The organism is Nocardia jiangsuensis, from assembly GCF_042650385.1.
Lineage (GTDB): Bacteria > Actinomycetota > Actinomycetes > Mycobacteriales > Mycobacteriaceae > Nocardia > Nocardia jiangsuensis.
This window is the reverse complement of sequence record NZ_JBHSAX010000019.1, coordinates 136,754-158,908: the sequence shown is the minus strand read 5'-3', so window position 1 is coordinate 158,908 and position 22,155 is coordinate 136,754. Positions and strand designations below refer to the sequence as shown.

The 22,155-nt window shown below is 73.5% G+C and carries 20 protein-coding genes and 1 pseudogene; 10 read left to right on the top strand and 11 right to left on the bottom strand.

Features of this window, described 5'->3' with window-relative positions; all coding sequences use genetic code 11:
* Window positions 1–97: 97 nt before the first annotated feature.
* The 3 genes from ACFO0B_RS23595 to ACFO0B_RS23585 all read left to right on the top strand — a co-directional run bounded on the left by ACFO0B_RS23595 (window position 98) and on the right by ACFO0B_RS23585 (window position 1,594).
* Window positions 98–349, top strand: a complete 252-nt coding sequence (locus ACFO0B_RS23595; protein ID WP_378614746.1) for a hypothetical protein — start codon at window positions 98–100, stop codon at window positions 347–349.
* A gap of 43 nt (window positions 350–392) precedes the next feature.
* Window positions 393–767 carry a DUF2784 domain-containing protein gene (locus tag ACFO0B_RS23590; protein ID WP_378614745.1) on the top strand — a complete coding sequence of 125 codons (375 nt, stop codon included), beginning with the start codon at window positions 393–395 and terminating at the stop codon, window positions 765–767.
* A gap of 89 nt (window positions 768–856) precedes the next feature.
* Window positions 857–1,594 carry a sulfite exporter TauE/SafE family protein gene (locus ACFO0B_RS23585; protein WP_378614744.1) on the top strand — a complete coding sequence of 246 codons (738 nt, stop codon included), beginning with the start codon at window positions 857–859 and terminating at the stop codon, window positions 1,592–1,594.
* Between the two features lie 236 nt (window positions 1,595–1,830).
* On the opposite strand, the gene ACFO0B_RS23580 is transcribed toward ACFO0B_RS23585, so the two are convergent.
* Both ACFO0B_RS23580 and ACFO0B_RS23575 read right to left on the bottom strand, forming a co-directional pair.
* Window positions 1,831–2,610 (bottom strand): thioesterase II family protein, encoded by a 780-nt coding sequence (locus ACFO0B_RS23580; protein ID WP_378614743.1) that lies wholly within the window; start codon window positions 2,608–2,610, stop codon window positions 1,831–1,833.
* A pseudogene (locus tag ACFO0B_RS23575) lies at window positions 2,591–4,374 on the bottom strand (acetolactate synthase large subunit). Before ACFO0B_RS23575 ends, ACFO0B_RS23580 begins: the two are co-directional and overlap by 20 nt.
* A 306-nt stretch (window positions 4,375–4,680) precedes the next feature.
* On the opposite strand from ACFO0B_RS23575, the gene ACFO0B_RS23570 reads away from it, so the two are divergent.
* The 4 genes from ACFO0B_RS23570 to ACFO0B_RS23555 all read left to right on the top strand — a co-directional run bounded on the left by ACFO0B_RS23570 (window position 4,681) and on the right by ACFO0B_RS23555 (window position 9,023).
* Window positions 4,681–5,448: an SDR family NAD(P)-dependent oxidoreductase gene (locus tag ACFO0B_RS23570; RefSeq protein ID WP_378614742.1), complete on the top strand. Its 768-nt coding sequence runs from the start codon at window positions 4,681–4,683 to the stop codon at window positions 5,446–5,448.
* Between the two features lie 141 nt (window positions 5,449–5,589).
* Complete coding sequence (locus tag ACFO0B_RS23565; protein WP_378615281.1) at window positions 5,590–6,936, top strand: CoA transferase; 1,347 nt, start codon at window positions 5,590–5,592, stop codon at window positions 6,934–6,936.
* A gap of 171 nt (window positions 6,937–7,107) precedes the next feature.
* On the top strand, window positions 7,108–8,136 hold the full coding sequence (locus ACFO0B_RS23560; RefSeq protein WP_378614741.1) for a nucleoside hydrolase: 1,029 nt from the start codon (window positions 7,108–7,110) through the stop codon (window positions 8,134–8,136).
* Window positions 8,133–9,023: an amidohydrolase family protein gene (locus ACFO0B_RS23555; RefSeq protein WP_378614740.1), complete on the top strand. Its 891-nt coding sequence runs from the start codon at window positions 8,133–8,135 to the stop codon at window positions 9,021–9,023. The genes ACFO0B_RS23560 and ACFO0B_RS23555 overlap by 4 nt, the downstream gene beginning before the upstream one ends.
* Before the next feature lie 200 nt (window positions 9,024–9,223).
* Here the strand turns inward: ACFO0B_RS23555 and meaB are convergent, their stop codons facing one another.
* Genes meaB through ACFO0B_RS23540 form a run of 3 tightly spaced genes read right to left on the bottom strand, consistent with a single transcriptional unit; the run spans window position 9,224 to window position 14,330 of the window.
* On the bottom strand, window positions 9,224–10,219 hold the full coding sequence (gene meaB, locus ACFO0B_RS23550; RefSeq protein WP_378614739.1) for a methylmalonyl Co-A mutase-associated GTPase MeaB: 996 nt from the start codon (window positions 10,217–10,219) through the stop codon (window positions 9,224–9,226).
* Window positions 10,216–12,480 carry a methylmalonyl-CoA mutase gene (gene scpA / locus ACFO0B_RS23545; RefSeq protein ID WP_378614738.1) on the bottom strand — a complete coding sequence of 755 codons (2,265 nt, stop codon included), beginning with the start codon at window positions 12,478–12,480 and terminating at the stop codon, window positions 10,216–10,218. Before scpA ends, meaB begins: the two co-directional genes overlap by 4 nt.
* On the bottom strand, window positions 12,477–14,330 hold the full coding sequence (locus tag ACFO0B_RS23540; protein ID WP_378614737.1) for a methylmalonyl-CoA mutase family protein: 1,854 nt from the start codon (window positions 14,328–14,330) through the stop codon (window positions 12,477–12,479). Before ACFO0B_RS23540 ends, scpA begins: the two co-directional genes overlap by 4 nt.
* Window positions 14,331–14,512: 182 nt before the next feature.
* Here ACFO0B_RS23540 and ACFO0B_RS23535 point away from each other — a divergent pair, with 182 nt between their 5' ends.
* The gene (locus tag ACFO0B_RS23535) at window positions 14,513–15,310 is read left to right on the top strand and encodes a TVP38/TMEM64 family protein (RefSeq protein WP_378614736.1); all 798 of its coding nucleotides are present in this window, start codon (window positions 14,513–14,515) and stop codon (window positions 15,308–15,310) included.
* Between the two features lie 88 nt (window positions 15,311–15,398).
* Here the strand turns inward: ACFO0B_RS23535 and ACFO0B_RS23530 are convergent, their stop codons facing one another.
* From ACFO0B_RS23530 to ACFO0B_RS23510, 5 genes are all read right to left on the bottom strand, one after another.
* A complete protein-coding gene (locus ACFO0B_RS23530) occupies window positions 15,399–15,953 on the bottom strand; it encodes a pyridoxal-phosphate dependent enzyme (RefSeq protein WP_378614735.1) in 555 nt (184 codons plus the stop codon).
* A gap of 203 nt (window positions 15,954–16,156) precedes the next feature.
* On the bottom strand, window positions 16,157–17,116 hold the full coding sequence (locus ACFO0B_RS23525; RefSeq protein WP_378614734.1) for a S1C family serine protease: 960 nt from the start codon (window positions 17,114–17,116) through the stop codon (window positions 16,157–16,159).
* 112 nt (window positions 17,117–17,228) lie between these two features.
* Complete coding sequence (locus ACFO0B_RS23520; RefSeq protein ID WP_378614733.1) at window positions 17,229–18,155, bottom strand: CorA family divalent cation transporter; 927 nt, start codon at window positions 18,153–18,155, stop codon at window positions 17,229–17,231.
* Between the two features lie 301 nt (window positions 18,156–18,456).
* Entirely contained in the window at window positions 18,457–19,719 is a 1,263-nt protein-coding gene (locus ACFO0B_RS23515; RefSeq protein WP_378614732.1) for an SPFH domain-containing protein, read from the bottom strand.
* A complete protein-coding gene (locus ACFO0B_RS23510; RefSeq protein ID WP_378614731.1) occupies window positions 19,719–20,150 on the bottom strand; it encodes an NfeD family protein in 432 nt (143 codons plus the stop codon). The genes ACFO0B_RS23515 and ACFO0B_RS23510 overlap by 1 nt, the downstream gene beginning before the upstream one ends.
* A gap of 88 nt (window positions 20,151–20,238) precedes the next feature.
* On the opposite strand from ACFO0B_RS23510, the gene ACFO0B_RS23505 reads away from it, so the two are divergent.
* Together ACFO0B_RS23505 and ACFO0B_RS23500 are read left to right on the top strand one after the other, a co-directional pair.
* The gene (locus ACFO0B_RS23505) at window positions 20,239–21,066 is read left to right on the top strand and encodes a DUF3097 domain-containing protein (RefSeq protein WP_378614730.1); all 828 of its coding nucleotides are present in this window, start codon (window positions 20,239–20,241) and stop codon (window positions 21,064–21,066) included.
* A 77-nt stretch (window positions 21,067–21,143) separates the two neighbouring features.
* Window positions 21,144–21,956 (top strand): hypothetical protein, encoded by an 813-nt coding sequence (locus tag ACFO0B_RS23500; RefSeq protein ID WP_378614729.1) that lies wholly within the window; start codon window positions 21,144–21,146, stop codon window positions 21,954–21,956.
* Between the two features lie 5 nt (window positions 21,957–21,961).
* Here the strand turns inward: ACFO0B_RS23500 and ACFO0B_RS23495 are convergent.
* Window positions 21,962–22,155, bottom strand: a 194-nt coding sequence (locus tag ACFO0B_RS23495; RefSeq protein ID WP_378614728.1) for a hypothetical protein, incomplete at its 5' end; no start/stop codon positions are given.

Sequence of the window (22,155 nt, the reverse complement as noted above, 5' to 3'; positions counted from 1 at the left end):
GTGCACGAGTTGCGGACCTTCGCCCGCCGCGCGGGAACTGACCTCGCGCAGGCGGCCGGGTGACCCACGAATTCCTCGCGGCCGTCGCCCACGCGGCGTGTTCGGCGGTGGGTCGAATGCCTCCGACCTCGAGCCGATCAAGCCGGCGGAGAACACGATCTATCGGTTGCCGTCCTCCACGATCGTCGTCCGCGTCGCGAAGCCCGGCCAGGAAGCCGCTGCGGAACGCGAACTCCTGTCGCCTGCCGACGGCGCCGATCCGAAGGGGCCGATACACGGCGACGCGTGGGAGGGCGATGTCGTCACGACCGCCGACGGCACCACGCTGCCCTCGACCATCGACACGTAGAAATGCTCATGGCGAGCGCGAACACCACGCGTACGCTCGAACCATGTGGTATCGACTGGTTGCCGACGCCACGATGGTCGTGCACTACGCCTTCGTGGCGTACGTCGTGGTGGGCGGGTTCCTGGCTTGCCGCTGGCCGCGCACGATCTGGTTGCACATCGCGGCGGTGGCCTGGGGATTCGGCGGGATTCTGCTCGGCTACGACTGCCCGCTGACCGCGCTGGAGAGTTACGCGAGGGAGCGGGGCGGGGAGGCGCCCCTGCCGGGCAGCGGGTTCATCGCGCACTACATCACCGGGGTGCTCTATCCGGAGAGCGCGCTCACGCTGGTGCAGGTCGGCGTGGCGGCGCTGGTGCTCGGCTCGTGGGTCGGGGTCGTGGTGCTACGCAGGCGGGTGCAGCCGGTCGCCACCGCGTGAGGTAGTCCACAACAGCGGACCGGGCGGTCCGGGAGCTCGGTGGAGCGTCGATAGGCTCCGGAAATGATCCTGCGCCGGGAACGAACCCGTTGAGTCTGCTCACCATCGGGCTGGTGGTGGTCGCCGGGTTCTTCGCCGGGCTGATCGGCTACGTCACCGGCATCGCCTCGCTGGTCTCCTACCCCGCGCTGCTCGCCGCCGGACTCCCGCCGGTCGCCGCGAATGTCACCAATACCGTCGCCATGGTGGCGGTCGGCGTCGGCTCGACGGCCAACTCCGGCTCAGCACTGCAGGAGGACAAGCGCACGCTGATCCGCTACGCGATCTGCGCGGCGGTGGGCGGCGCGATCGGCGCGGGGCTGCTGCTCTGCACCCCGGCCGCCGCCTTCGAGATCGCCGTCCCGTTCCTGATCGTGGCGGCCTCGCTGAGCCTGCTGCTGCAACCGAAGCTGCGCGAGCTGGCCGGTGACCGGACGTTCCCGCGCGCCTACCCGATCGGTATCGTGCTGATCGCGATCTACGGCGGCTACTTCGGCGCGGGAGCCGGGGTGATGATCCTGGCGCTGGTGCTGGTCGCCACCGCCTCCGACATCTGGCGGGCGAGCATCATGAAGAGCTACCTGCTCGGAATCGCGAATCTGATGGCGGCGCTGGGTTTCGCGCTGTTCGGACCGGTGAACTGGGTAGCGGCGTCCGCGATGGCGGTCGGGGCGTTCGCCGGCGGCTGGTGCGGCCCGGCGGTGGTGCAGGTGCTGCCCGCGCGGCCGCTGCGCTGGGTGATCGCACTGTGCGGGTTCGGGCTGGCGATCTGGCTCATCCCCCGGTGACGATCACCGCGAGCGCGATCCTGGTGGGCGCGCGCGGTCCCCGCCGAGCTTCATCGGATGCTCCGATCCGCGCAGGCCGCGCCCCCGTGCTGCCTGGCAGCCGGTTGGCCAGGTGCCCGGCGGAGTGGTGGAGCCGCCGCTGCGTGCGGTCACCCTTTCGGGCGCGCGGTCCTGCTGTGCGCGCCGGCCTCGCTCGTTGCGACGGCGGCGTCCTTCGCGCCCGCGCTCCGGGCCGATCAGCGCAGCCGGGCGGAGATTGCGGCCGCCACCTCGGCCACCGCGGCGTCCAGGTAGAAGTGCCCGCCGGGGAAGAGGAGCCGCTCGAACGGCCCGGAGGTGTGCTCGCGCCAGCCGTCGGCCTGCTCGGGGGTTGTGGTCGGGTCGGCGTCGGAGACCAGGGCGACCACCGGGCAGCGCAGTGGCTCGCCGGGCTCGAAGCGGTAGGTCTCGACGGCTCGGTAGTCGGCGCGCACCGCGGGCAGGACCAGCTCGGCCAGGCCGGGATCCGCGCGCAGCACGGCCACCGACCCCGGGTCGTCGGCGAGCCGCTCCAGGTCGGCGATCAGCGCCGAATCGGGAGCCTCGTGCAGCGCGCCGGGTTCCACGTAGCGTGGGTCGGGCCTGCCGGAGACGATGAGCACCGTCGGCCCGCGCCCGGCCGCGCTCAGCCTGCGCGCGGTCTCGAAGGCGACCGTGGCGCCCATGCTGTGCCCGAACAGCGCCAACCCCGGCTCGGTCGGCAGCCGGATCAGATCCTCGGTGACGGCGTCGGCCATGGCGGCGATGCTCTCGGCCAGCGGCTCGCCGAAGCGGTCCTGCCTGCCCGGGTACTGCACCGCGGCCACCGTGGTGCCCGGCGCCAGCGCGGCCGCCAGCTCCCGGTAGGCGGAGGCGGAGCCGCCACCGGGAGGGAAGCACACCAGGGTGCGGGCCGCCGCGGGCTCGGCCCGCAGAATCCGCAGCCACGCGGTCGGCTCGAGGGTCACCGGGCCGAAGCTACACGACCGCCCCGACATCCTCGCCGTCGTCGAAGAGCGGTCGCAGGTTCGTGCCGCCATGATCCGGTCGTTGCCGCCGCCCGCCTCGATCATCGGCCAGACCTGGGCGTCCGGCGCGACCACGAAGTCCACCATCACCGGCCGGTCCCGGATCGCCCGCGCCTCCCGGATGGTGTCTTCCAGCTCCGCCTCGCGCGCGCAGCGCAGCCCGGCGCAGCCGAGCGCCTCGGCGAGCGCGGCGAAATCCGGGATCCGGCGGGTGTGCGTGGTGAGGTCGCTCTGCGAGTAGCGCTCGTCGTAGAAGAGCGTCTGCCACTGCCTGATCATGCCGAGGTGGCCGTTGTCGATGATCGCGACCTTGATCGGCACCCGCTCGACGGCGGCGGTGGCCAGCTCACGGAAGGTCATCTGGAAGCAGCCGTCGCCGTCGATCGCCCAGACCTCGGCCTCGGGGCGGCCCAGCTTGGCGCCGAGCGCGGCCGGGATCGCGTACCCCATGGTGCCCATGCCGCCGGAGTTGAGCCAGCTGCGCGGGTGCTCGAAGCGGAGGAACTGCGCGGCCCACATCTGGTGCTGCCCGACCCCCGCGCAGTAGACCGCCTCCGGCCCGGCCATCTCGCCGAGCGTGCGGATCACCTGCTGGGGCGCGAGCGCGCCGCCGGGCGGGCGGTCGAAGCCGAGCGGGAAGTCCTGGCGCCAGCCGTGCAGCGCCCGCCACCACGCGGCCCGCGCCGGGGCGGCGCCGGGCAGCGCGGTGAGCAGCGCCCGGAGCGCCGCCCCGGCGTCGGCCACGATCGGCACCTCGGCGGCGCGGATCTTGCCGATCTCCGCCGGGTCGATGTCGATGTGGATCACCGCGGCGCCCGGGGCGAAGGAGTCCGGGTCGCCGGTCACCCGGTCGTCGAAGCGGGCGCCGACCGCGAGCACCAGGTCGGCGCGTTGCAGCGCCGCCACCGCCGCGACGGTGCCGTGCATGCCGGGCATGCCGAGGTGCAGCGGGTGCGAGTCAGGGAAGGCGCCGCGCGCCATCAGCGTGGTCACCACCGGGATCCCGGTGTGCTCGGCGAAGGCGCGCAGCTCGGCGGCGGCATCGGCCTTGATCACGCCGCCGCCGACGTAGAGCACCGGCGCCTGGGACGCGGTCACCAGCTCGGCGGCGGTCCGCACCCGCGCGGGTTCCGGTGCGGCGGGCGGGCGGTGGTCGGGTAGCCGGAGCCGCGGCAGCCCGGCATAGCGGGCGCTGGCGCGCAGCACGTCCTTGGGGATGTCGACCAGGACCGCCCCGGGACGTCCGATGGTGGCCAGGCGGAAGGCCTCGGCCAGGGCCGCGGCGATGTCGCCGGGCCGGGTGACGAGCACGCCGTGCTTGGTGATCGGGGCGGTGATGCCGAGGATGTCGGTCTCCTGGAACGAGTCCCGGCCGAGCGCTGGCAGCGGCACCTGGCCGGTGATCGCGACCACCGGCACCGAGTCGGCCTTGGCGTCGGCCAGCGCGGTGACCAGGTTGGTCGCGCCCGGCCCCGAGGTCGCCGGGCAGACGCCGGGCCGCCCGGTCGCCTGCGCGTACCCGGTGGCCGCATGCCCGGCGCCCTGCTCGTGCCTGACCAGCACGTGCCGGATCCGGCGCGACTCCAGCAGCGGGTCGTAGACCGGAAGGATCGCGCCGCCGGGCATGCCGAAGACGATCTCGGCCCCCAGCTCCTCCAGCGCGCGGACCACCACCTCCGCGCCGGTGAGCAGAGGAATCTGGTGGCGGCGCGCCTGATCGGCGGGTGCGCTCATCGGTACTCCGTTCGGAATGCTCCGGTACCGGGGGCGAGCGCGCACGGCACCGGACACCGCGCGCGGCGGTGGACAGGTACGGGACAGCGCTCCCGGGAACGAACGCACCGTCTGGTCGCGGCAGGTCTCTCTGCCGTGGGCGCGCCGCGGGAGGCGAAGCGGAGCGGCGGCGTCCGGGGTGGGGACGCGCCGTCGGGCCGATGCCAACCGCCCGTGCCCGGCGCGCGCGAGCCGGTTTCCGGCGCGCCCGCCGAGCCCGTGCTGTACACCTGTACGGAAAACTGTCCACACAGAACGGGGAACGAGATGACCCAGCGGGTGAGCATCGTGATCGGCGGTGCGTCCGGGATCGGGCTGGCCACCGTGCGCAGGCTGCACGCCGACGGCGAGACCGTGGTGATCGCCGATCGCAACGAGGAGGGCGCGCGGAAGTACGCGGCCGAGCTCGGTGCCGAGGCGCTGCCGGTCGAGGTCACCGACGAGGCGAGCGTCAGCGCGCTGATCACAACGGTCTCCGAGCGGCACGGGGGCATCGACACCGTGGTGGACTGCGCGGGCATCTCCCGGCCGGGAGCCCTCACCGACCTGGCCGCCGAGGATTGGCGCGCCACCGTCGACGTCTGCCTGACCGGCGCGTTCCTCGTGGTCAAGCACGCGGCGCCCGCGCTGCGGCCGGGCGGCTCGATCGTGCTCATCGCCTCGCTGAACGCCACCCAGCCGGGCGTCGCCATGGGCGCGTACTGCGCGGCCAAGGCGGGCGTCGCCATGCTCACCGAGGTGGCGGCGCTGGAGCTCGGGCCGCGCGGCATCCGGGTGAATGCCATCTCCCCCGGTTTCGTACCGACCCCGCTCACCGAGGGGGCAGCGCTCGTCCCCGGCCTGGTCGAGGATTTCGTGGCCAACACCCCGCTCGGCCGCGCGGGCAGCCCGGAGGACATCGCGGCCGCGGTCGCCTTCGTCGCCTCGCCCGCGGCGGGCTGGATGACCGGCTCGAACATCGCGCTCGACGGCGGCGCGCACACCCAGCGCTACCCGGATGTCCTCCAGCACATCGCGGCGCTCGCCGAGGGCTGAGCGGAGCCGGGATGAACCTTTCCCGCCCACCGGGGTTCGCGGTCGAGACACGGCCCACTCCACCGCGACACGGCACCGATCACTGTGGAACGATGGGCCCTCGTGAGTCACGAGCACGTCGCAGAGGGGGGTTCCGTGCCGGTGAACACGCACGACCCGCTGGTCCATGCCTACGAGACCGGGATCGGGATCGCACCCTCCGGCGCCGCCGCGGCCGTCGAGGCGGGTAATCACCTCGCCGCGACGCTACCGGTCTGGACGCTGGCGGCCGGCTCGCTGACCGCCGTGACCGCCGCAGCCAACCGCCTGCGCGCGGTGCGCGGGCTGCCCGCCGCACCGATCAAGCTCGACCCGGCGCGGGTGAGCACCGCCTTCGCCTCCGATCACGTGCTGCGGCTGGCGGGCGAGCCGGTGCGTGCCTTCGGCGACCTCTCCGGCTTCTTCCCGACCTTCGACGGCTGGATCCGCACGCACGCGAACTACCCGCACCACCGGGCCGCGCTGCTCTCCGCGCTCGGGCTGCCCGCCGACGCGAGCACCGACCTCGCCGTCACCCACCTGGCCATGAACCGGGCGAGCGACCTCGAGGACCGGGCCGCCGAGCACGGCGCCATCGTGGTCCGGGTGCGCACCGAGGAGGAGTGGGCGCAGAGCGAGCAGGGGCGCGCCGCCGCCGGCGGGCCGCTGGTCGCCATGGATCGCCGCACCGACATCGGCGGCGACCGGGTCGGGCTCGGCACCGACCCGGCGCGCCCGCTGCACGGACTGCGGGTGCTGGATCTGACCCGGGTGATCGCGGGCCCGGTCGCGACGAGGGCGCTGGCGCTGCTCGGTGCCGACGTGCTCCGCATCGACCCGCCGAAACTGCCGGAGATCCCGCTGCAGTTCGCCGACACCTGCCAGGGCAAGCGCTCGGCGCTGCTCGATCTGATCACCGACCTCGACCGCTTCCACGAGCTGCTCGCCGAGGCCGACGTGCTGGTCACCGGGTATCGGCCGGGCGCGCTGGAGTTCGCCGGGATCGACCCGTCGGTGCGGCCGGGGCTGATCCACGCCAGGGTGAGCGCCTGGGGCGAGAGCGGCCCGTGGGGGCAGCGCCGCGGCTTCGACTCCATCGTGCAGGCGGCGGCCGGGATCGCGGTGCTGGAGGGCGCCGAGGTCGCGCCCGGCACGCTGCCCGCGCAGGCCCTCGACCACGCCACCGGCTACCTGCTGGCCGCGGGCGTGCTGGACGCGCTCGCGCTGCGCACCGTCGACGGCTCCGGCCGCGACGTGCGCGCCGCGCTGGCCCGCACCGCCTCCTGGCTGCTCGCCGCGCCGGACCGCACGCCCCGGCACCCGGCCGCCACCCCGGCCGCCGCCGAGCTCACCATCACCGGCGGCGGCGCCACCACCGCGCGCCCCGCCTTCGCCGAGTACCCCGAGTACCCGTGGCCGGCGCCGAAGTACGGGTCGTCGCCGCTGGAGTGGGCGGTCGCGCTGCGCTGAGCCACAGCCGCCGCCCGACGGGCACGTGACCGCGGCCGCCCTGGTGGCGGCGGCCGGGCCGCGGCGGCGACGCACGCAGGGTTCGGCGAGCCCGGCCGGTCCGCGCGCCGGCGGTTTCCGGCGCGGCGGCGCCCGCGGCAGCGGGCACGACCACGGCGCTAGGCTCGCCCCGTGCGGATTCTGCTCGACGTCGACACCGGTATCGACGACTCACTGGCGCTGCTCTACCTGCTCGCCGCGCCGGAGGCCGAGATCGTGGGGATCGCGTCCACGGCGGGCAATGTGGCGGCCGACCGCGTCGCAGCGAACAACCTGGCCTGGCTCGACATCTGCCGCGCGCCGGAGATCGAGGTAGCGCTGGGCGCCGCGGCACCGTTGGCGGTCCCGCTGCGCACCACCGAGGACACGCACGGCCCGCACGGCGTCGGCTACGCCGAGCTGCCACCGACCACCCGCACACTCTCCCCGCGCAGCGCCGCCGAGCTCTGGGTGGACACCGTGCGCGCGAACCCCGGCGAGATCACCGGCCTCTGCACCGGCCCGCTCACCAACCTCGCGCTCGCGCTGCGCGCCGAACCCGCGCTCCCCCGGTTGCTGCGCCGCCTGGTGATCATGGGCGGCGCCTTCAACCACCCCGGCAACACCACCCCGACCGCCGAGTGGAACATCCACGTCGACCCGGAGGCCGCCGCCGAGGTCTTCGACGCCTTCTCCGGCGCACCGCAGCGCCCGCTGGTGTGCGGGCTCGACATCACCGAGAGCATCGAGATGCTGCCGCTCCACCTGACCCGGCTCGCCGAACGGGCGGGCAGCACGCCGGTCGAAACCGTCGGTCCGGACGATCCGATCACCTTCCGCAGTGCGACCTCGAACCCGATCGTCCGGCACGTCACCGACGCCGTCCGCTTCTACTTCGACTTCCACCGCTCTTACGAACTCGGCTACCTGGCGCACATGCACGACCCCTTCGCCGCCGCCGTCACGCTCGACCCCGCGCTCGCTGTCACCCGTCCCGCCACCGTCGCCGTCGAACTGAACGGGGCGTTGACCCGCGGAACGACCGTCGCCGACTGGACCGGGATGTGGGGCCGGGAACCGAACGCCGACATCGTGGTCGGCACCGACCCGGCCGAGTTCTTCATCCGGCTCATCGAGCGGGTCGGCGACTTCGCGCAGGCCGTGTACGGGGAGGAATCGTGACCGAGGTCGACCAGCTCGCCGCGCTCCGCGAGCGCCTCGGCATTCCCGGCATCGTGGACGTGCACACGCACTTCATGCCGCACAACGTCATGCGCAAGGTATGGGCGTATTTCGACCAGGTCGGGCCGCTGACGGGGCAGGAGTGGCCGATCGCCTACCGGGCCGACGAGGAGGAGCGGCTCGCCACCCTGCGCTCGTTCGGCGTGCGCGCCTTCACCTCGCTGGTGTACCCGCACAAGCCGGAGATGGCCGCCTGGCTCAATGCCTGGACCGCCGGGTTCGCCGCCGCCACCCCCGACTGCCTGCACACCGCCACCTGCTACCCCGAGCCCGAGGCGAAAGCCTATGTGGCCGAGGCTGTCGAGGCCGGAGCCCGGGTCTTCAAGGTGCACGTCCAGGTCGGTGCCTTCGCCCCCGACGACCCGCTGCTCGACCCCGTCTGGGGCATCTTGTCGGACGCCCGCGTGCCCGTCGTGATCCACTGCGGCTCCGGCCCCGCCCCCGGGGAGTTCACCGGCCCCGCCCGGATCGCCGACGTCCTCCGCCGTTTCCCCCGGTTGCCGCTGATAATCGCGCACATGGGCACCCCGGAGTACACCGAGTTCCTCGATCTCGCCGAGCGGTATTCCGATGTCCGGCTGGACACCACGATGGTCTGGACCGACTTCAGCGAGGCGAACGCGCCGTTCCCGCGCTCCGAGTACGGGCGGCTCCGCGACCTCGGCGATCGGATCCTGTTCGGCAGCGATTTCCCGAACATCCCCTACCCCTACGCGCACGCCGTCGAGGTTCTGGAGCGTTTGGAACTCGGTGCCGACTGGGTGCGGAACGTGTTGCACGACAACGGTGCCGAGCTCTTCCGGATCGACCGAGCTGTGCGCGACTGAAAGGTCGGCGACCACCTCGTCGGCACGCCGCGGTCCGGCGGAACCGCCACCTTGCGACCCCGCCGTCCCGGCGTACCCCCGACGAGGTCCGTGGCGCCGAGGAATCGCCGACTGGGCGCGCGCCAACAATGCCTCCACAGAGCAGTGCCGCGCCGAGTTCGACGCGGCGAACCGCGCTCAGCTCCGGGCTCGGCGGGGCGCTACGCCCCGTCGAACGCCCGGACGAGTTGTTCGGCGGCGAGCGCGGCGGTGAGAGATCCCTCGCGCACCTGCCTTTCGACGTCCCCGCGCACCGCTTTGACCGACGGGTTCTCGGCGAGCCGCCGGAGGAGCTGGTCGTGCACCATGGTCCAGGTCCAGTCGACCTGCTGACGCCGCCGCTTCTCGGCGAACTCCCCCGCGTCGGTGAGCACCCGCCGGTGCTCGAGCACGGTGTCCCAGAACTTGTCCAGCCCGAGCCCCTCCAGCCCGCTCATGGTGAGCACCGGCGGCTTCCAGAGCGCGTCGTGCGGGTGGATGAGCCGCAGGGCACCGGCGAGCTCGCGGGCGGCGGCTTTGGCCTCGATCTCGTGCTTTCCGTCGGCCTTGTTCACCGCGACGAGGTCGGCGAGCTCGAGCACGCCCTTCTTGATGCCCTGGAGCTGGTCGCCGGTACGGGCGAGGGTGAGGAAGCAGAAGACGTCGACCATGTTGGCGACGGTCACCTCGGACTGGCCGACGCCGACGGTCTCCACCAGGATGACGTCGTAGCCGGCGGCCTCGAGCAGGACGATGGTCTCGCGGGTGGCCTTGGCGACGCCGCCGAGGGTGCCCGCGGTCGGCGAGGGGCGGATGAAGGCGTCGGCTTCCAGGGAGAGCCGGGCCATGCGGGTCTTGTCGCCGAGGATGGAGCCGCCGGTGCGGGTCGACGACGGATCGACAGCCAATACCGCGACCTTGTGCCCCTTGCGGATCAGGTCCATGCCGAGCGCGTCGATGAAGGTCGACTTGCCGACGCCGGGCACGCCGGTGATGCCGACCCGGTTGGAGGCCGCGACCTCACCCTCGGGGGTCAGCCGGAGCAGGAGCTCCTGCGCTCTGTCCCGGTGATCGGAGCGGGTGGATTCGACCAGGGTGATGGCGCGCGCCAGCGCGGCCCGCTCACCGGAGCGGACCGCGCCTGCCAGTGCGTCGACATCGATGACGCGCTTGCTCATTCCGCGGTGCCACCGCCGAGTTCGTGGCCGAGCGCGGCGGCGAGCTTGCGCAGCAGGTCGATCGCGGCGTCGGCGATGACGGTGCCGGGCGGGAAGATCGCCGCGGCGCCCGCTTCGTAGAGCTCGTCGAAGTCACCGGGCGGGATGACGCCGCCGACGATGACCATGATGTCGGGACGCCCGACATCGGCCAGTGCCTGCCGCAGCGCGGGCACCAGCGTGAGGTGGCCCGCCGCCAGCGAGGAGACCCCGACCACGTGCACATCGTTGTCGGCCGCCTGGCGCGCCACCTCTTCCGGGGTCTGGAACAGCGGGCCCACGTCGACGTCGAAGCCGAGGTCGGCGAAGGCGGTGGCGATCACCTTCTGTCCGCGGTCGTGCCCGTCCTGGCCCATCTTGGCGACGAGGATGCGCGGGCGGCGGCCCTCGGCCTCCGCGAACTCCTCGACCAGCTCGATCGCACTGCTGATGTTGGTGACCTTTCCGGCTTCGTCGCGGTACACCCCGGAGAGCGTCCTGATCTCGGCCTGGTGCCTGCCGTAGACCTTCTCCAGCGCGTCGGAGATCTCGCCGACGGTGGCCTTGGCGCGCGCGGCGTCGATGGCCAGCGCCAGCAGGTTGTTCTCCATGCCGCCCTCGGACGAGGCGGCGGCGCGGGTGAGTTCGGCCAGCGCGCGCTCGACGGCGGCGGAATCCCGCTCGGCGCGCAGCGCGCGCAGCTTCTCGATCTGCTCGGCGCGCACCCGCGAGTTCTCGACCTTGAGCACCTCGACCTGCTGGTCCTCTTCGACCTGGTACTTGTTCACGCCGATCACCGGCTGCTGGCCGGTGTCGATGCGGGCCTGGGTGCGGGCCGCGGCCTCCTCGATGCGCAGCTTCGGGATGCCCTCGCCGATGGCCTGTGCCATGCCGCCGTGCGCCTCCACCTCGGCGATGTGCGCGCGGGCGCGGTTCGCGAGCTGGTGGGTGAGCCACTCGACGTAGTACGAGCCGCCCCACGGGTCGATCGGCCGGGTGGTGTTGGACTCCTGCTGGATCAGCAGCTGGGTGTTGCGGGCGATCCGGGCGGAGAAGTCGGTGGGCAGCGCCAGCGCCTCGTCGAGCGCGTTGGTGTGCAGCGACTGGGTGTGGCCCTGGGTGGCCGCCATCGCCTCGATGCAGGTGCGCGCGACGTTGTTGTAGGCGTCCTGCGCGGTGAGCGACCAGCCCGACGTCTGCGAATGGGTGCGCAGCGACAGCGATTTCGCGCTCTTGGGCTCGAACTTCGCGACCAGCTCGCTCCAGAGCAGCCGCCCGGCGCGCAGCTTCGCGACCTCCATGAAGAAGTTCATGCCGATGGCCCAGAAGAAGGAGAGCCGGGGCGCGAACTTGTCGACCTCCATGCCCGCCGCGATCCCGGCCCTGATGTACTCCACGCCGTCGGCGAGGGTGTAGGCCAGCTCCAGGTCGGCGGTGGCCCCGGCCTCCTGGATGTGGTAGCCGGAGATCGAGATCGAGTTGAACTTCGGCATCTTCGCGCTGGTGAAGGCGAAGATGTCGGAGATGATCCGCATCGAGGGCTTGGGCGGGTAGATGTAGGTGTTGCGGACCATGAACTCTTTCAGAATGTCGTTCTGAATGGTTCCGGCCAGCTGCTCCGGCGCGACGCCCTGCTCCTCGGCGGCCACCACGTAGAGCGCCAGGATCGGCAGCACCGCGCCGTTCATGGTCATCGAGACCGAGACCTGGTCCAGCGGGATGTGATCGAAGAGCTGGCGCATGTCCAGGATCGAGTCGATCGCCACGCCTGCCATGCCGACGTCGCCCTGCACCCGCGGGTGGTCGGAGTCGTAGCCGCGGTGCGTGGCCAGGTCGAAGGCGACCGAGAGCCCCTTCTGGCCGGACTGCAGGTTGCGCCGGTAGAAGGCGTTGGAGTCGGCGGCGGTGGAGAAGCCGGCGTACTGCCGGATGGTCCACGGCTGGTTCACGTACATGGTCGGGTACGGGCCGCGCAGGAAGGGCTGCACGCCGGGCACGCTGTCCAGCGGGTAGCCCTCGGCGGCGACGGCGTCGCGGTCGGCCTTGGTGAAGACCGGGGGGACGTCGATGCCCTCGGGGGTGGCCCAGGTCAGCTGCTCGGGGGCGTAGTTGGTGGCAGCTGCGGCCTCCGCGACGAACGCCGAGACCGCGTCCGGACCCACCTCGGCGGGCTCGGGGGCGTGCTCGTGCAGCGGCACGTCGGCGAAGCTGCCGATCACGTGCTCGATCTCACCGGTCGTCATGCTCCCACCTTCTCCAGCAGGCCGGACAGCGCCGCCACCGCATCGATCTTCGCCGCCAGGTAGCCGTCGGGCTGATCCGCCACCCCGGCAACGGCTTTCGCCGCACCGGCCAGCAGCACCGTCTGCACGCCTGCCGACCTGAGCGCCCGCACCGCGTCGCCCGCCTGCTCGGCGTAGCGCGCGTCCGAGCCGCAGAGCACCGCGATGCGCGCGCCGGACTCCGTCGCGGCGGCGGCGATGCCGTCGACCTCGAGCGGCCCCGGGTTCACCGACTCGATCCCGCCGGAGGCCAGCAGGTTCGCGATGAAGGTCACCCGGACATTGTGCTCGGCGACCCGGCCGAGCGGCACCAGCAGCGCCTGCGGCCGGGCGCCGTTGGCGGCCAGGTACACGTCGGAGCGGTCGCGCAGCGCCTCGAAGGCGGCGCCGTAGCGGGCCACCCGCCCGGGCTCGCGGGCCTGCTCGGAGAGCGCGGCCTCGGCGAGGTTCGGGAACTCGTTCACGCCGGTCACGGCGAAGCGCCGGTGCGCGACGTCGGCCTCGCGGGCGGCCCCGGTGGCGCCGATCCGCTCGGCGAGCAGCCCGGCGGCCAGCGCCGCCCGGTACCCGCCCGCGGCCTCGATCTCGCGCATGAACGCCCAGGCGGCCTCGGCCAGCTTCGCGGTGTGGTCCTCGATGTACCAGGAACCGGCGCCGGGGTCGTGCACGTGGCCCAGGTGCGACTCCTCGAGCAGCAGCAGCTGGGTGTTGCGCGCCATCCGGTCGGCGAAGTTCTGCGAGACGCCGAGTTCGCCCGCGGGCAGCGCGGAGTCGAAGGGAAGCACGGTGACGGTGTCCGCGCCGCCGACGCCCGCGCCGAAGGCGGCGAGGGTGGTGCGCAGCAGGTTCACCCAGGGGTCGCGCTGCGCCATCATGGCCGCGGAGGTGACCGCGTGCTGCGGCGCGCCGCCGAAATCGGGGGCGCCGCTGACGTGCGCGACCCGGGCCCAGAGCGTGCGGCCCGCGCGGAACTTGGCGATGGTGGCGAACTGGTCGTCGGTGGCGGCGAGCCGGAACTCCAGCTGCCCGAGCGCGTCCGCGATGTCGGTGCCCGCGGCGGTGAGCGCGCGCAGGTACTCCAGCCCGGCGGCGACCGCGGCGCCGAGCTCCTGCGCCTCGGAGGCGCCCGCGTCGTGGAAGGCGGTGCCGTCCACGGTGATCGCGCGCACGGTCTCGGTGCGGGCGGCGGCGGTGCGGGCCAGCGCGACGGCCTCGTCCAGGGTGCCCCCGGCGATGCCGGCGAACTCGTCGGTGAGCGGGGAGGCGGCCAGCGCGACCCGGATGGCGGTGCGGTCAGCGGCCCGGTAGCCGTCCAGCGCCGCGAACAGCGCCTCGGACGCGGCACCGACCTCGGCGCCCGCGTCGAGGGTGATCGGGGCCAGATCGAAGAGCAGGCCGTTCAGCGCGGTGCCGAGCTCGGCCACCGGCACGCCGCGCTCACCGACGCCGAGCCAGAGCGCGGAGAGCCCGTTCTCCAGCCCGGCCAGGATCCGGCGGTTGGCGGCGGCGGGGTCGGCGTCGGTGACGCGGCCCGAGACGAACCAGCCGCGGTGCACGTCGCGGTGGGCGTCGACGCCGCGGACGAACGGGAACGTTCCCGGCAGTGGCGGTTCCGGACGCTCGTCGCGCCGGGTGTAGAGCGGGGCGACCGCGAGACCGTCGTAGGTGGTCTCGGTCAGCAGCGTCTCCGGCTCGTCCGGCAGCTCGGCGGCGTCGACCTTGCGCGCCTTCGCCAGCACCCCCGCCACACCCTTGCGCCACGCGGCGTACTCCGGCACCGGCTCGGTGGCCGGATCTGAAGCAATCGGCATCGCTGCTCTTCTCTCTCCCCTCGCCGGAACGGCACCGCGCGTGCACCGCCCCGAACCGGATGTCTGCCCAGGTCAGTGGGCATACCGGTTAACGAGGATTCGTCTGTCGTCACTTCGATGCTAGCGGCCGCCTCCCGGCCGCCGACCGAGGCCCGGCACTACCAACCGGTAACCTCGCCGGGGTGATCCAGCTCATCCGCTCCCCCCGCGCCCTGGCGCTGCTCGCCGCGGTGCTCGTGGTCTGCGCGGCCGCGGTGCTCGCGCCGCTGCCCGGGCCGGCCCGGGTGCAGGAGTGGGCGGACTCGGTGGGCCCGGTGTTCCCGCTGGTCTTCTTCGCGATCTACGCGCTGGTCACCATCGCGCCGGTGCCGCGGACGGTGCTCACGGTGAGCTGCGGGGTGCTCTTCGGGGTCGGGCTCGGGCTCACCGTCGCGCTGGCCGCCACCACGGTGAGCGCCGCGCTGGCGCTGCTGCTGGTGCGCAGGCTGGACGGGCGCCGGGTGGCGGCACGGCTCACGCACCCCGCGGTGCGCGCGGTGGACGAGCGGCTGCGCCGCCGCGGCTGGCTGGCGGTGTGGTCGCTGCGGATGATCTCGTTCGCGCCGTTCTCGGTGGTGAACTACTGCTGCGCGCTCTCCTCCATCCGCTTCGGCCCGTACCTGATCGCGACGGTGCTCGGTTCGCTGCCCGGCACCGCCGCGACCGTGATCCTGGCGGACGCGCTGGTCAGCGGGACGTCGCCGGAGATGATCGCGGTGTCGGTCGCATGCCTGCTCATGGGCGTCGCCGGGCTGGTGCTCGACAGCCGCTGGCAGCCGGTGGACGAGTCCGGCCGGGACGGAGCGGAATCGGCGGCGGGGGCCGAGTCCCGGAAACCGGGCGCAGGCACTGCGGCGGGCGATCCGGTCAGCGCGGGCTCGCACCCGAGCAGCGCCGCACCGCTGCCGGAACCGCGAGGGATCGCCGGGAAGGGTCGGTAGCCCCGGAGCGGGACGGCGCGGTCGTGACGGGAACGCCGCCAACGCGGTCAGCGGGAAGCCGACCCGGGCGCCGTGCCGCCTCAGCCGATCAGCGCCGCGAATCCTCACCCCGCACGCAGCCGCGCGAGCTCCGCCGCACCGAGCACCGCCACCGCCCGGCCCTCGTGCACCAGCAGCACCGGGCCGTCGCCCGCCCGTTCCAGCGCGGCAGCGGCCGATTCAGGGCGATGCTGCGGATGTGCTCGGGGTGGCCGACCGGCAGCCCGACCGGCGCCACGTGCACCGCGGCGCCGTAGGCGCGCAGCAGCGCGACCTTCTCCCGGCTCGACTTGTCCGGCACCACGACGATGGTCCGGTAGCCGCGCGCCGCCGCGATGGCGACCAGCCCGATGCCGGTGTTGCCCGAGGTCGCCTCCACCACGACGCCGCCGGGCCGGAGCGCGCCTGCGGCCTCGGCGGCGTCGATCATGCCGCGCGCGGCCCGGTCCTTCACGCTGCCGCCGGGATTCAGGTACTCCAGCTCGACGGAGACGGTGGCGGTGATGCCCTCGGTGACCCGGTTCAGCCGGACCAGCGGAGTGTTGCCGATGGCGGCGTCCACCGATTCGTACACGCCGGCGCCGCGCGGCCCGACCGCGGTCATGCGACGGTGCTGCCGGTCTCGCCGAGGTGCGCGGGGAGCTCCCGGCCCGATCGCGGGTATTCGTTCCGAGCCATCGATTCGCCCTTCCCACACCGGAATGCGATCCCGGGCGCACGCGGGGGTCGATCCGCCGGAATCGCGTTGGGTACCAGCTCGGCACCGGCAGCTACCACCGGAAAAGCCTCCGGGGCACCGCGATCGGATCAGGCGGGCAGCCACTCCTGCGGGGTGGCGTCCACGGTGACCGGCGCGCCCGCGCGCAGCAGCGTCACCGCCAGCGTGACCTCGATCGCCTCGGCGAAGAGCAGCCGCTGCAGCTCCCGCGCCCCGGTGAGCACCGCGTCGCCCGCGCGCAGCAGCAGGTCGCCGCGCTGGATCCCGGCCCGGTCGGCGGGGCCGCCGCGCACCACCGCGGTGACCCGTGCCCCGGCCGCCTGCCCGGCGACCGGCCGCAGGTCGGGCGGCACCGGCGCGGCCGCGACCACGACACCGAGGTAGGCGCGGCGCACCCGCCCATCGGCGAGCAGGGTATCGAGTATCCGGCGGGCGACCGGGCCGATCGGCACCGCGAGCCCGCCGATCCCGGCGGCCCCGGTGAGCACACCGGTCACCCGGCCCGCGGTGTCGGCGAGCGGCCCGCCCGCGGCGTGCGGTTCGCCGCGCACGTCGGTGTGCAGCACCTGCTCCACCAGCCGCCCGGCCCGCCGGGAGAGCACCGGGACGGCGCGGTCGACGGCACCGACCACGCCCGCGCTCACCGCGCCGCCGGGCCCCGCCGGGTCGGCCAGCGCCACCACCAGCCTGCCGAGGGTCAGGGTGTCGGCGTCGCCGAGCCGGGCGGGGGCAGGACCGCCGCCGCGGGTGCGCAGCACCGCGAGGTCGCTGAGCGGGTCGCTGCCGATCACGTCGGCGACGGCGACGGTGCCGTCGGCGAAGCGCACGTCGGCGCTCTCCGCGGGGCCGATCAGGTGCGCGCTGGTGAGCAGGTGCCCGTCGTCGGTGAAGACCACCGCCGACCCCGCCGAGCGTCGGGTGGCGAGCCCGGCGACGGCGGGAAGCACGGTGTCGGTGACCGCGCCGACCGCGCGCGAGTAGGCATCCTGCACCGGCTCGCCCACCTGCGCGGGCTCCGGTAGTTCCTCGGGTCCGAACTCACGCGACACCGCGCACCACCCCCGCCGACCGGCCGAACAGATCCCGTTCAGCTTGCCCGAATCGGCTGCCCGCCACGCCGGAATCCGGCTATACGGCGTGTTCCCGCAGCCGCCTCGTAGGTCAGCGGTTGCGGCGCGCCACGATCGCGAGCGCGACGGCCACCGCGAGCATGCTGAGCGGGACGGTCGCGAGCACCACGTGCTCCCAGGAGAGCTCCGGCATCCAGCTCGCGTCGATACCGTAGAGCGCGGCGATCAGGATCGGCGGCAGCAGCACCGCGGAGAGCACCGCCGACGCCTTGACGATCCTGGTGTGCTCGGCGTCGAGCCTGGTGCGCAGCGACTGCTGCAGGTAGCCGACCCGGTCGTGCTCGAACCCGGCCTGCTGCGCGACCCCGTCGACATCGTCGAGCAGGTCGTCCAGCAGCGGCCGCAGCCCGGCGCCGCGGCCGGTGGCCTCGGCCCGCAGGTGCCTGGCGGCGCGGGCCAGCCGCACCTGGGAGCGGCGGGCCCGGGAGAGCGTCTCCTCGGCGGCGCCGATCCGGCCCATGAGCTCGCGCACCGCGGTGGGGGCGATCTCCCTGCCGTAGTGCACCCCGCCGGGGCCGTCGATGTCGTCGCGCAGCGCGTCGAGCAGCGCGCCGCCGTGCTCGATCACCTGCTCGGCGGCGTCGTTCAGGGCCCAGAGCAGCGTGTACATGACACCCTGCGGGGACGCGGTCAGCTCCGCGCGCCTGCGCATCTCGACGATGGCGGCGTCGAACGGCGGGAAGTGCTCCCGCGGCTGCAGCGTCACCAGGAACTCGCGCCCGAGCGCGAACACCACGCTGCCGTGCTCCACCCGGCCCGCGCGCAGGTAGTCGAGCGCGACCGGGACGTAGAGGAAGTCCTCGGTGGCCCAGATCCGCTCGCCCGCCTCGGCGAAGTCGACGCCGAGGCGTTCGCGGAGCACGGCGGCGGTGTCGTGATCGCCCGCGGGCAGCGGGATCCAGTGCTGCTGCAGGACCTCGGTGTCGAAGCGGACGGGAGAGAAGGCGGAAACGGCCACGGCGCCCTACCCTCCGTGCGAGACTGCTGCTGCCGCGCGGAGAACGATTGCGCGCGGGCACTTCTCGGCAGTCGGGTGGATCGTGGTCATGGCGAGCCCTTCCGATGCGGGAGCGAGGATTCCCGGAGCGCACCCGACTTCCGCGCACGAGCTCCAGGGGGTGGACGCGACGTGCGCCGCCGACCATTAGAGAACCCGCTGTGCCCGTTCGTCAATCGCGCAGACGGATGTTCCCCTCCGCGTCACCGCGGCGACAGTTGAAACGGGGCGAGACCGCTCGGTCTCGCCCCGGCTCGGACGGCTACTGGAAGGTGCCGGGCGGCTGCCACGGCTTGCCGTGCGGGTCGTCCGCGCGGGGCGCGGGGCGCGGCTGCTCCTCGGCGGGCGGCTCCTGCTGTTGCTGCTGCGCGGGCGAGAGCACCGGCCGGTGCGGCGAGGGCTCGCGCCGGGGCACCCCGGCCGGACCGGTGTCCACCGGGGTGCGCGCGGTCTCCTCCGCGGCGCGCACCGCCTGCGCGATGGCCGGGTCGGGCGCGGTGTCGAACCAGTCGGCCACCTCGTCGTCACCGTCTTCGGGGCGGCTCTGCGCGACGTCGGCGGTGGGCGGCTCGTAGCGGAACACGCCGTCGTCGCCCTGGTTGCCGAAGCTCTTCGCGAAGCCCTCCAGCGCCTTGCCGAAATCGCTCGGAACCAGCCACACCTTGTTCGCGTCGCCCTTGGCGACCAGCGGCAGCGTCTGCATGTACTGGTAGGCGAGCAGCTCCGGGGTCGGCTTCCCGGACTTGATCGCGGCGAACACCTTCTCGATCGCCTTGGCCTGGCCCTGCGCCTGCAGGTAGGCGGCGGCGCGCTCGCCCTGGGCGCGCAGGATGCGGCTCTGCCGCTCGCCCTCGGCGGACAGGATATTGGACTGCTTGCCACCCTCGGCGGCCAGGATCTGCGCCTGCTTGGCGCCCTCGGCGGTCTTGATCTGCGATTCCCGGTTGCCCTCCGCGGTCAGGATCATCGCCCGCTTCTCGCGGTCCGCCTTCATCTGCTTCTCCATCGACTCCTGGATCGACGGCGGCGGGTCGATCGCCTTCAGCTCGACCCGGGCGACCCGGAGCCCCCAGCGGCCGGTGGCCTCGTCGAGCACTCCGCGCAGCTGGTTGTTGATCTCGTCGCGGGAGGTCAGCGTCTCCTCGAGGGTCATCCCGCCGACCACGTTGCGCAGCGTGGTGACGGTGAGCTGCTCGACCGCCGCGATGTAGTTGCTGATCTCGTACACCGCCGCCTGCGGGCTGGTGACCTGGAAGTACACCACCGAGTCGATCTGCAGCGTCAGGTTGTCCTGGGTGATCACCGGCTGCGGCGGGAAAGAGACCACCCGCTCGCGCAGGTCGACCTTGGCGCGCACCCGGTCCGCGAACGGGACCAGGAAGGTCAGCTGCCCGGAGACGGTGCGCGAGTAGCGGCCGAGCCGCTCGATGACCGCGGCCTCGGCCTGCGGCACCAGCGCGATCGACTTGAACACCACCACCACGACCAGCAGGACGAGGACGGCGGCGACGATCAGTACAGCCATTACGGCCCCTTCCAGACGACGGCGGTCGCGCCGTCGATCTTCATCACGTACACGCTCGAACCCTCTTCGTAGGTGTCGTCCGGATTCAGCGGGCGCGCGGTCCACACCTCGCCGTCGATCTTGACCCGGCCGCCGTGCTCGGCCACCTGCTGCAGCACGAGCGCGGTCTTGCCGGGCAGCGCGTCCACATTGGTGGCGATCGGCGGCGGCGTGCCGAACCTGCGGCGCAGCACCGGGCGCACGCCGGCGAAGAGCACCAGCGTGATCGCGGCGAAGACCAGCGCGTCGGTCACCAGCGAGGTGTCGAGCGTCGCGCTCACCCCCGCGGTGCCGAGCGCGGCCAGCCCCAGCGTGAGCAGGGTCAGCTCCCCGGTGAAGATCTCGGCCGCCGCGAGCAGGATTCCCGCGACCAGCCAGACGATTGCGGCCACGCCCCAACTCTAGCCGCCGGGACCGACGTTCCGGGCGGTAGCGCGCGGCGCGACCGGAACCGACCCCCCGCGGAGTAGTTTCGGGGCCGTGAGTGGGCGCGACAACTACGGCGGCGACATCTTCTCCGGGCATGCCGGGGCCAGGCGGCGCGCGGTGCCCGAGGTCACCGCGGACCGCGATCTGGTGGTGGAGGACGCGGCGAGCGGATTCTGCGGGGCCGTCGTCGGATTCGATCGCAGCTACGACGGCGAGTTCGTGAAGCTGGAGGACCGGCGCGGCGCGGTCCGGCTGTTCGCGCTGCGTGAGGCGGCGTTCCTGCTCGACGGCGAGCCGGTCACCCTGGTCCGCCCGGCCGCGGCGCCGCCCGCCGCGGCGACCCGCTCCGCCTCCGGCTCGACCCGGGTGGACGGGCTGCGCGCCCGGGTCGCGCGCGGCAGCCGGATCTGGGTCGAGGGCGTGCACGACGCGGCGCTGGTGGAGCGGGTCTGGGGGCACGACCTGCGGGTCGAGGGTGTGGTGGTGGAGCACTTGGAGGGGCTGGACAACCTCGCCGCCCGGCTCGCCGAGTTCGCCCCCGGCCCAGGCCGCCGGGTCGGGGTGCTGGTCGACCACCTGATCACCGGAACCAAGGAAGACCGGCTGACCCAGGGGCTCGGGCCGTACGTGCTGGTCACGGGGCATCCCTACGTCGACGTGTGGGAGGCGGTGAAGCCGTCCGCGCTCGGCATCCGGGAGTGGCCGCGGGTGCCGCGCGGCGAGGACTGGAAGACCGGCATCTGCACCCGGTTGCGGTGGGGTTCGCCACAGGACGGCTGGCGCCGCGTGCAGGCCGGGGTCAACAGCTTCCGCGATCTGGAATCGCCGCTGATCGGCGCGGTGGAGCGGCTGATCGACTTCGTCACCGAACCGGAGTGACCCGGGCTGATCCGGTTGCGCCGGTGCCGCCGTCGACGTCGCCCGCCGCTCGCGGACAGCCTCTATGCTCGAATGTCATGTGCTCCCCCAGTGCCACCCTGACGGTCTGGGCCGGCTCCTGGCTGGCCGGCTGCAGCGCACCCGACGACGTCCTGGAGGCGCTGCAGGCCTGGTCGCCCACGCACACCATCGCGGCGGGCGACCCGGTGACCGGCGGCCGCACCGACCTGCCCTGGTCCGCGCACGGCAACGCCGGCGCCGGAATCATGGCGCTGCTCAAGGTGATCCGCGAGGCGATGGCCGAGCCGGGCGCCCGGATGCGGCTGGTCCTCCCGGTCCCCGGTGACCTGCGCGGCCTCCCGCCGGGCACCGCATTCGCCGCGGACGCGCTGGAGGCCGAGGAGGGGCTGCTGATCGGGGTGCCGGGCGGCGACGGCACCGGGCTGATCCCGCACTGGACCGACGAGGGCACCCTGCAGTGGACCGTCTACAGCGCGCCGGTCCGGCCGGAGCACGGCCAGGAGATGTCGCTCGGCGAGGCCGAGTATGCCATGCGCGAGGCCGTCCGGGACGCCGCCGACGCGCTGCAGCAGCTGCACACCACCGCCATGGGCGGCGGCTCCGGTGATCCGCGCGAGCTGATCGAGGCGGAGCTCGCCGACTACTCCAGGCACGACTACCCGGCCTCGGTCCCGCTGCGCGCCAGGCGAATCCTGGACACCGCCGACCACGTCGCCGCGATTCTCACCGTGGCGCAGCGGGAACCGGCCTCGCGTCCGACCTCGGCCGGCTCGATGGGCGCGCAGGAGACGTTGCTGCGCCCGCTCTGGGACGCCATCCGCGCCGCCCGGCTGGTCGCCGTGCACGCGGCGGCGGCCCGCTCCGCCTGACCCGCTCAGCCCTTCCCGCTCAGCCGGGGTCGCTGCGCGGTCGGCAGCCGCCGGCCGAACAGCCGCAGCGCGGTGCGGGCGGGGCGGAAGGCGATGCCCGCGCCGTTCAGAAATTCCGGCTGCAGACCCGCATCCTGCCGTATCCGCACGCGATTTCGCTTCTCGGCGGGTGGTGTGTAATGTAAGGGATGCGACGCGG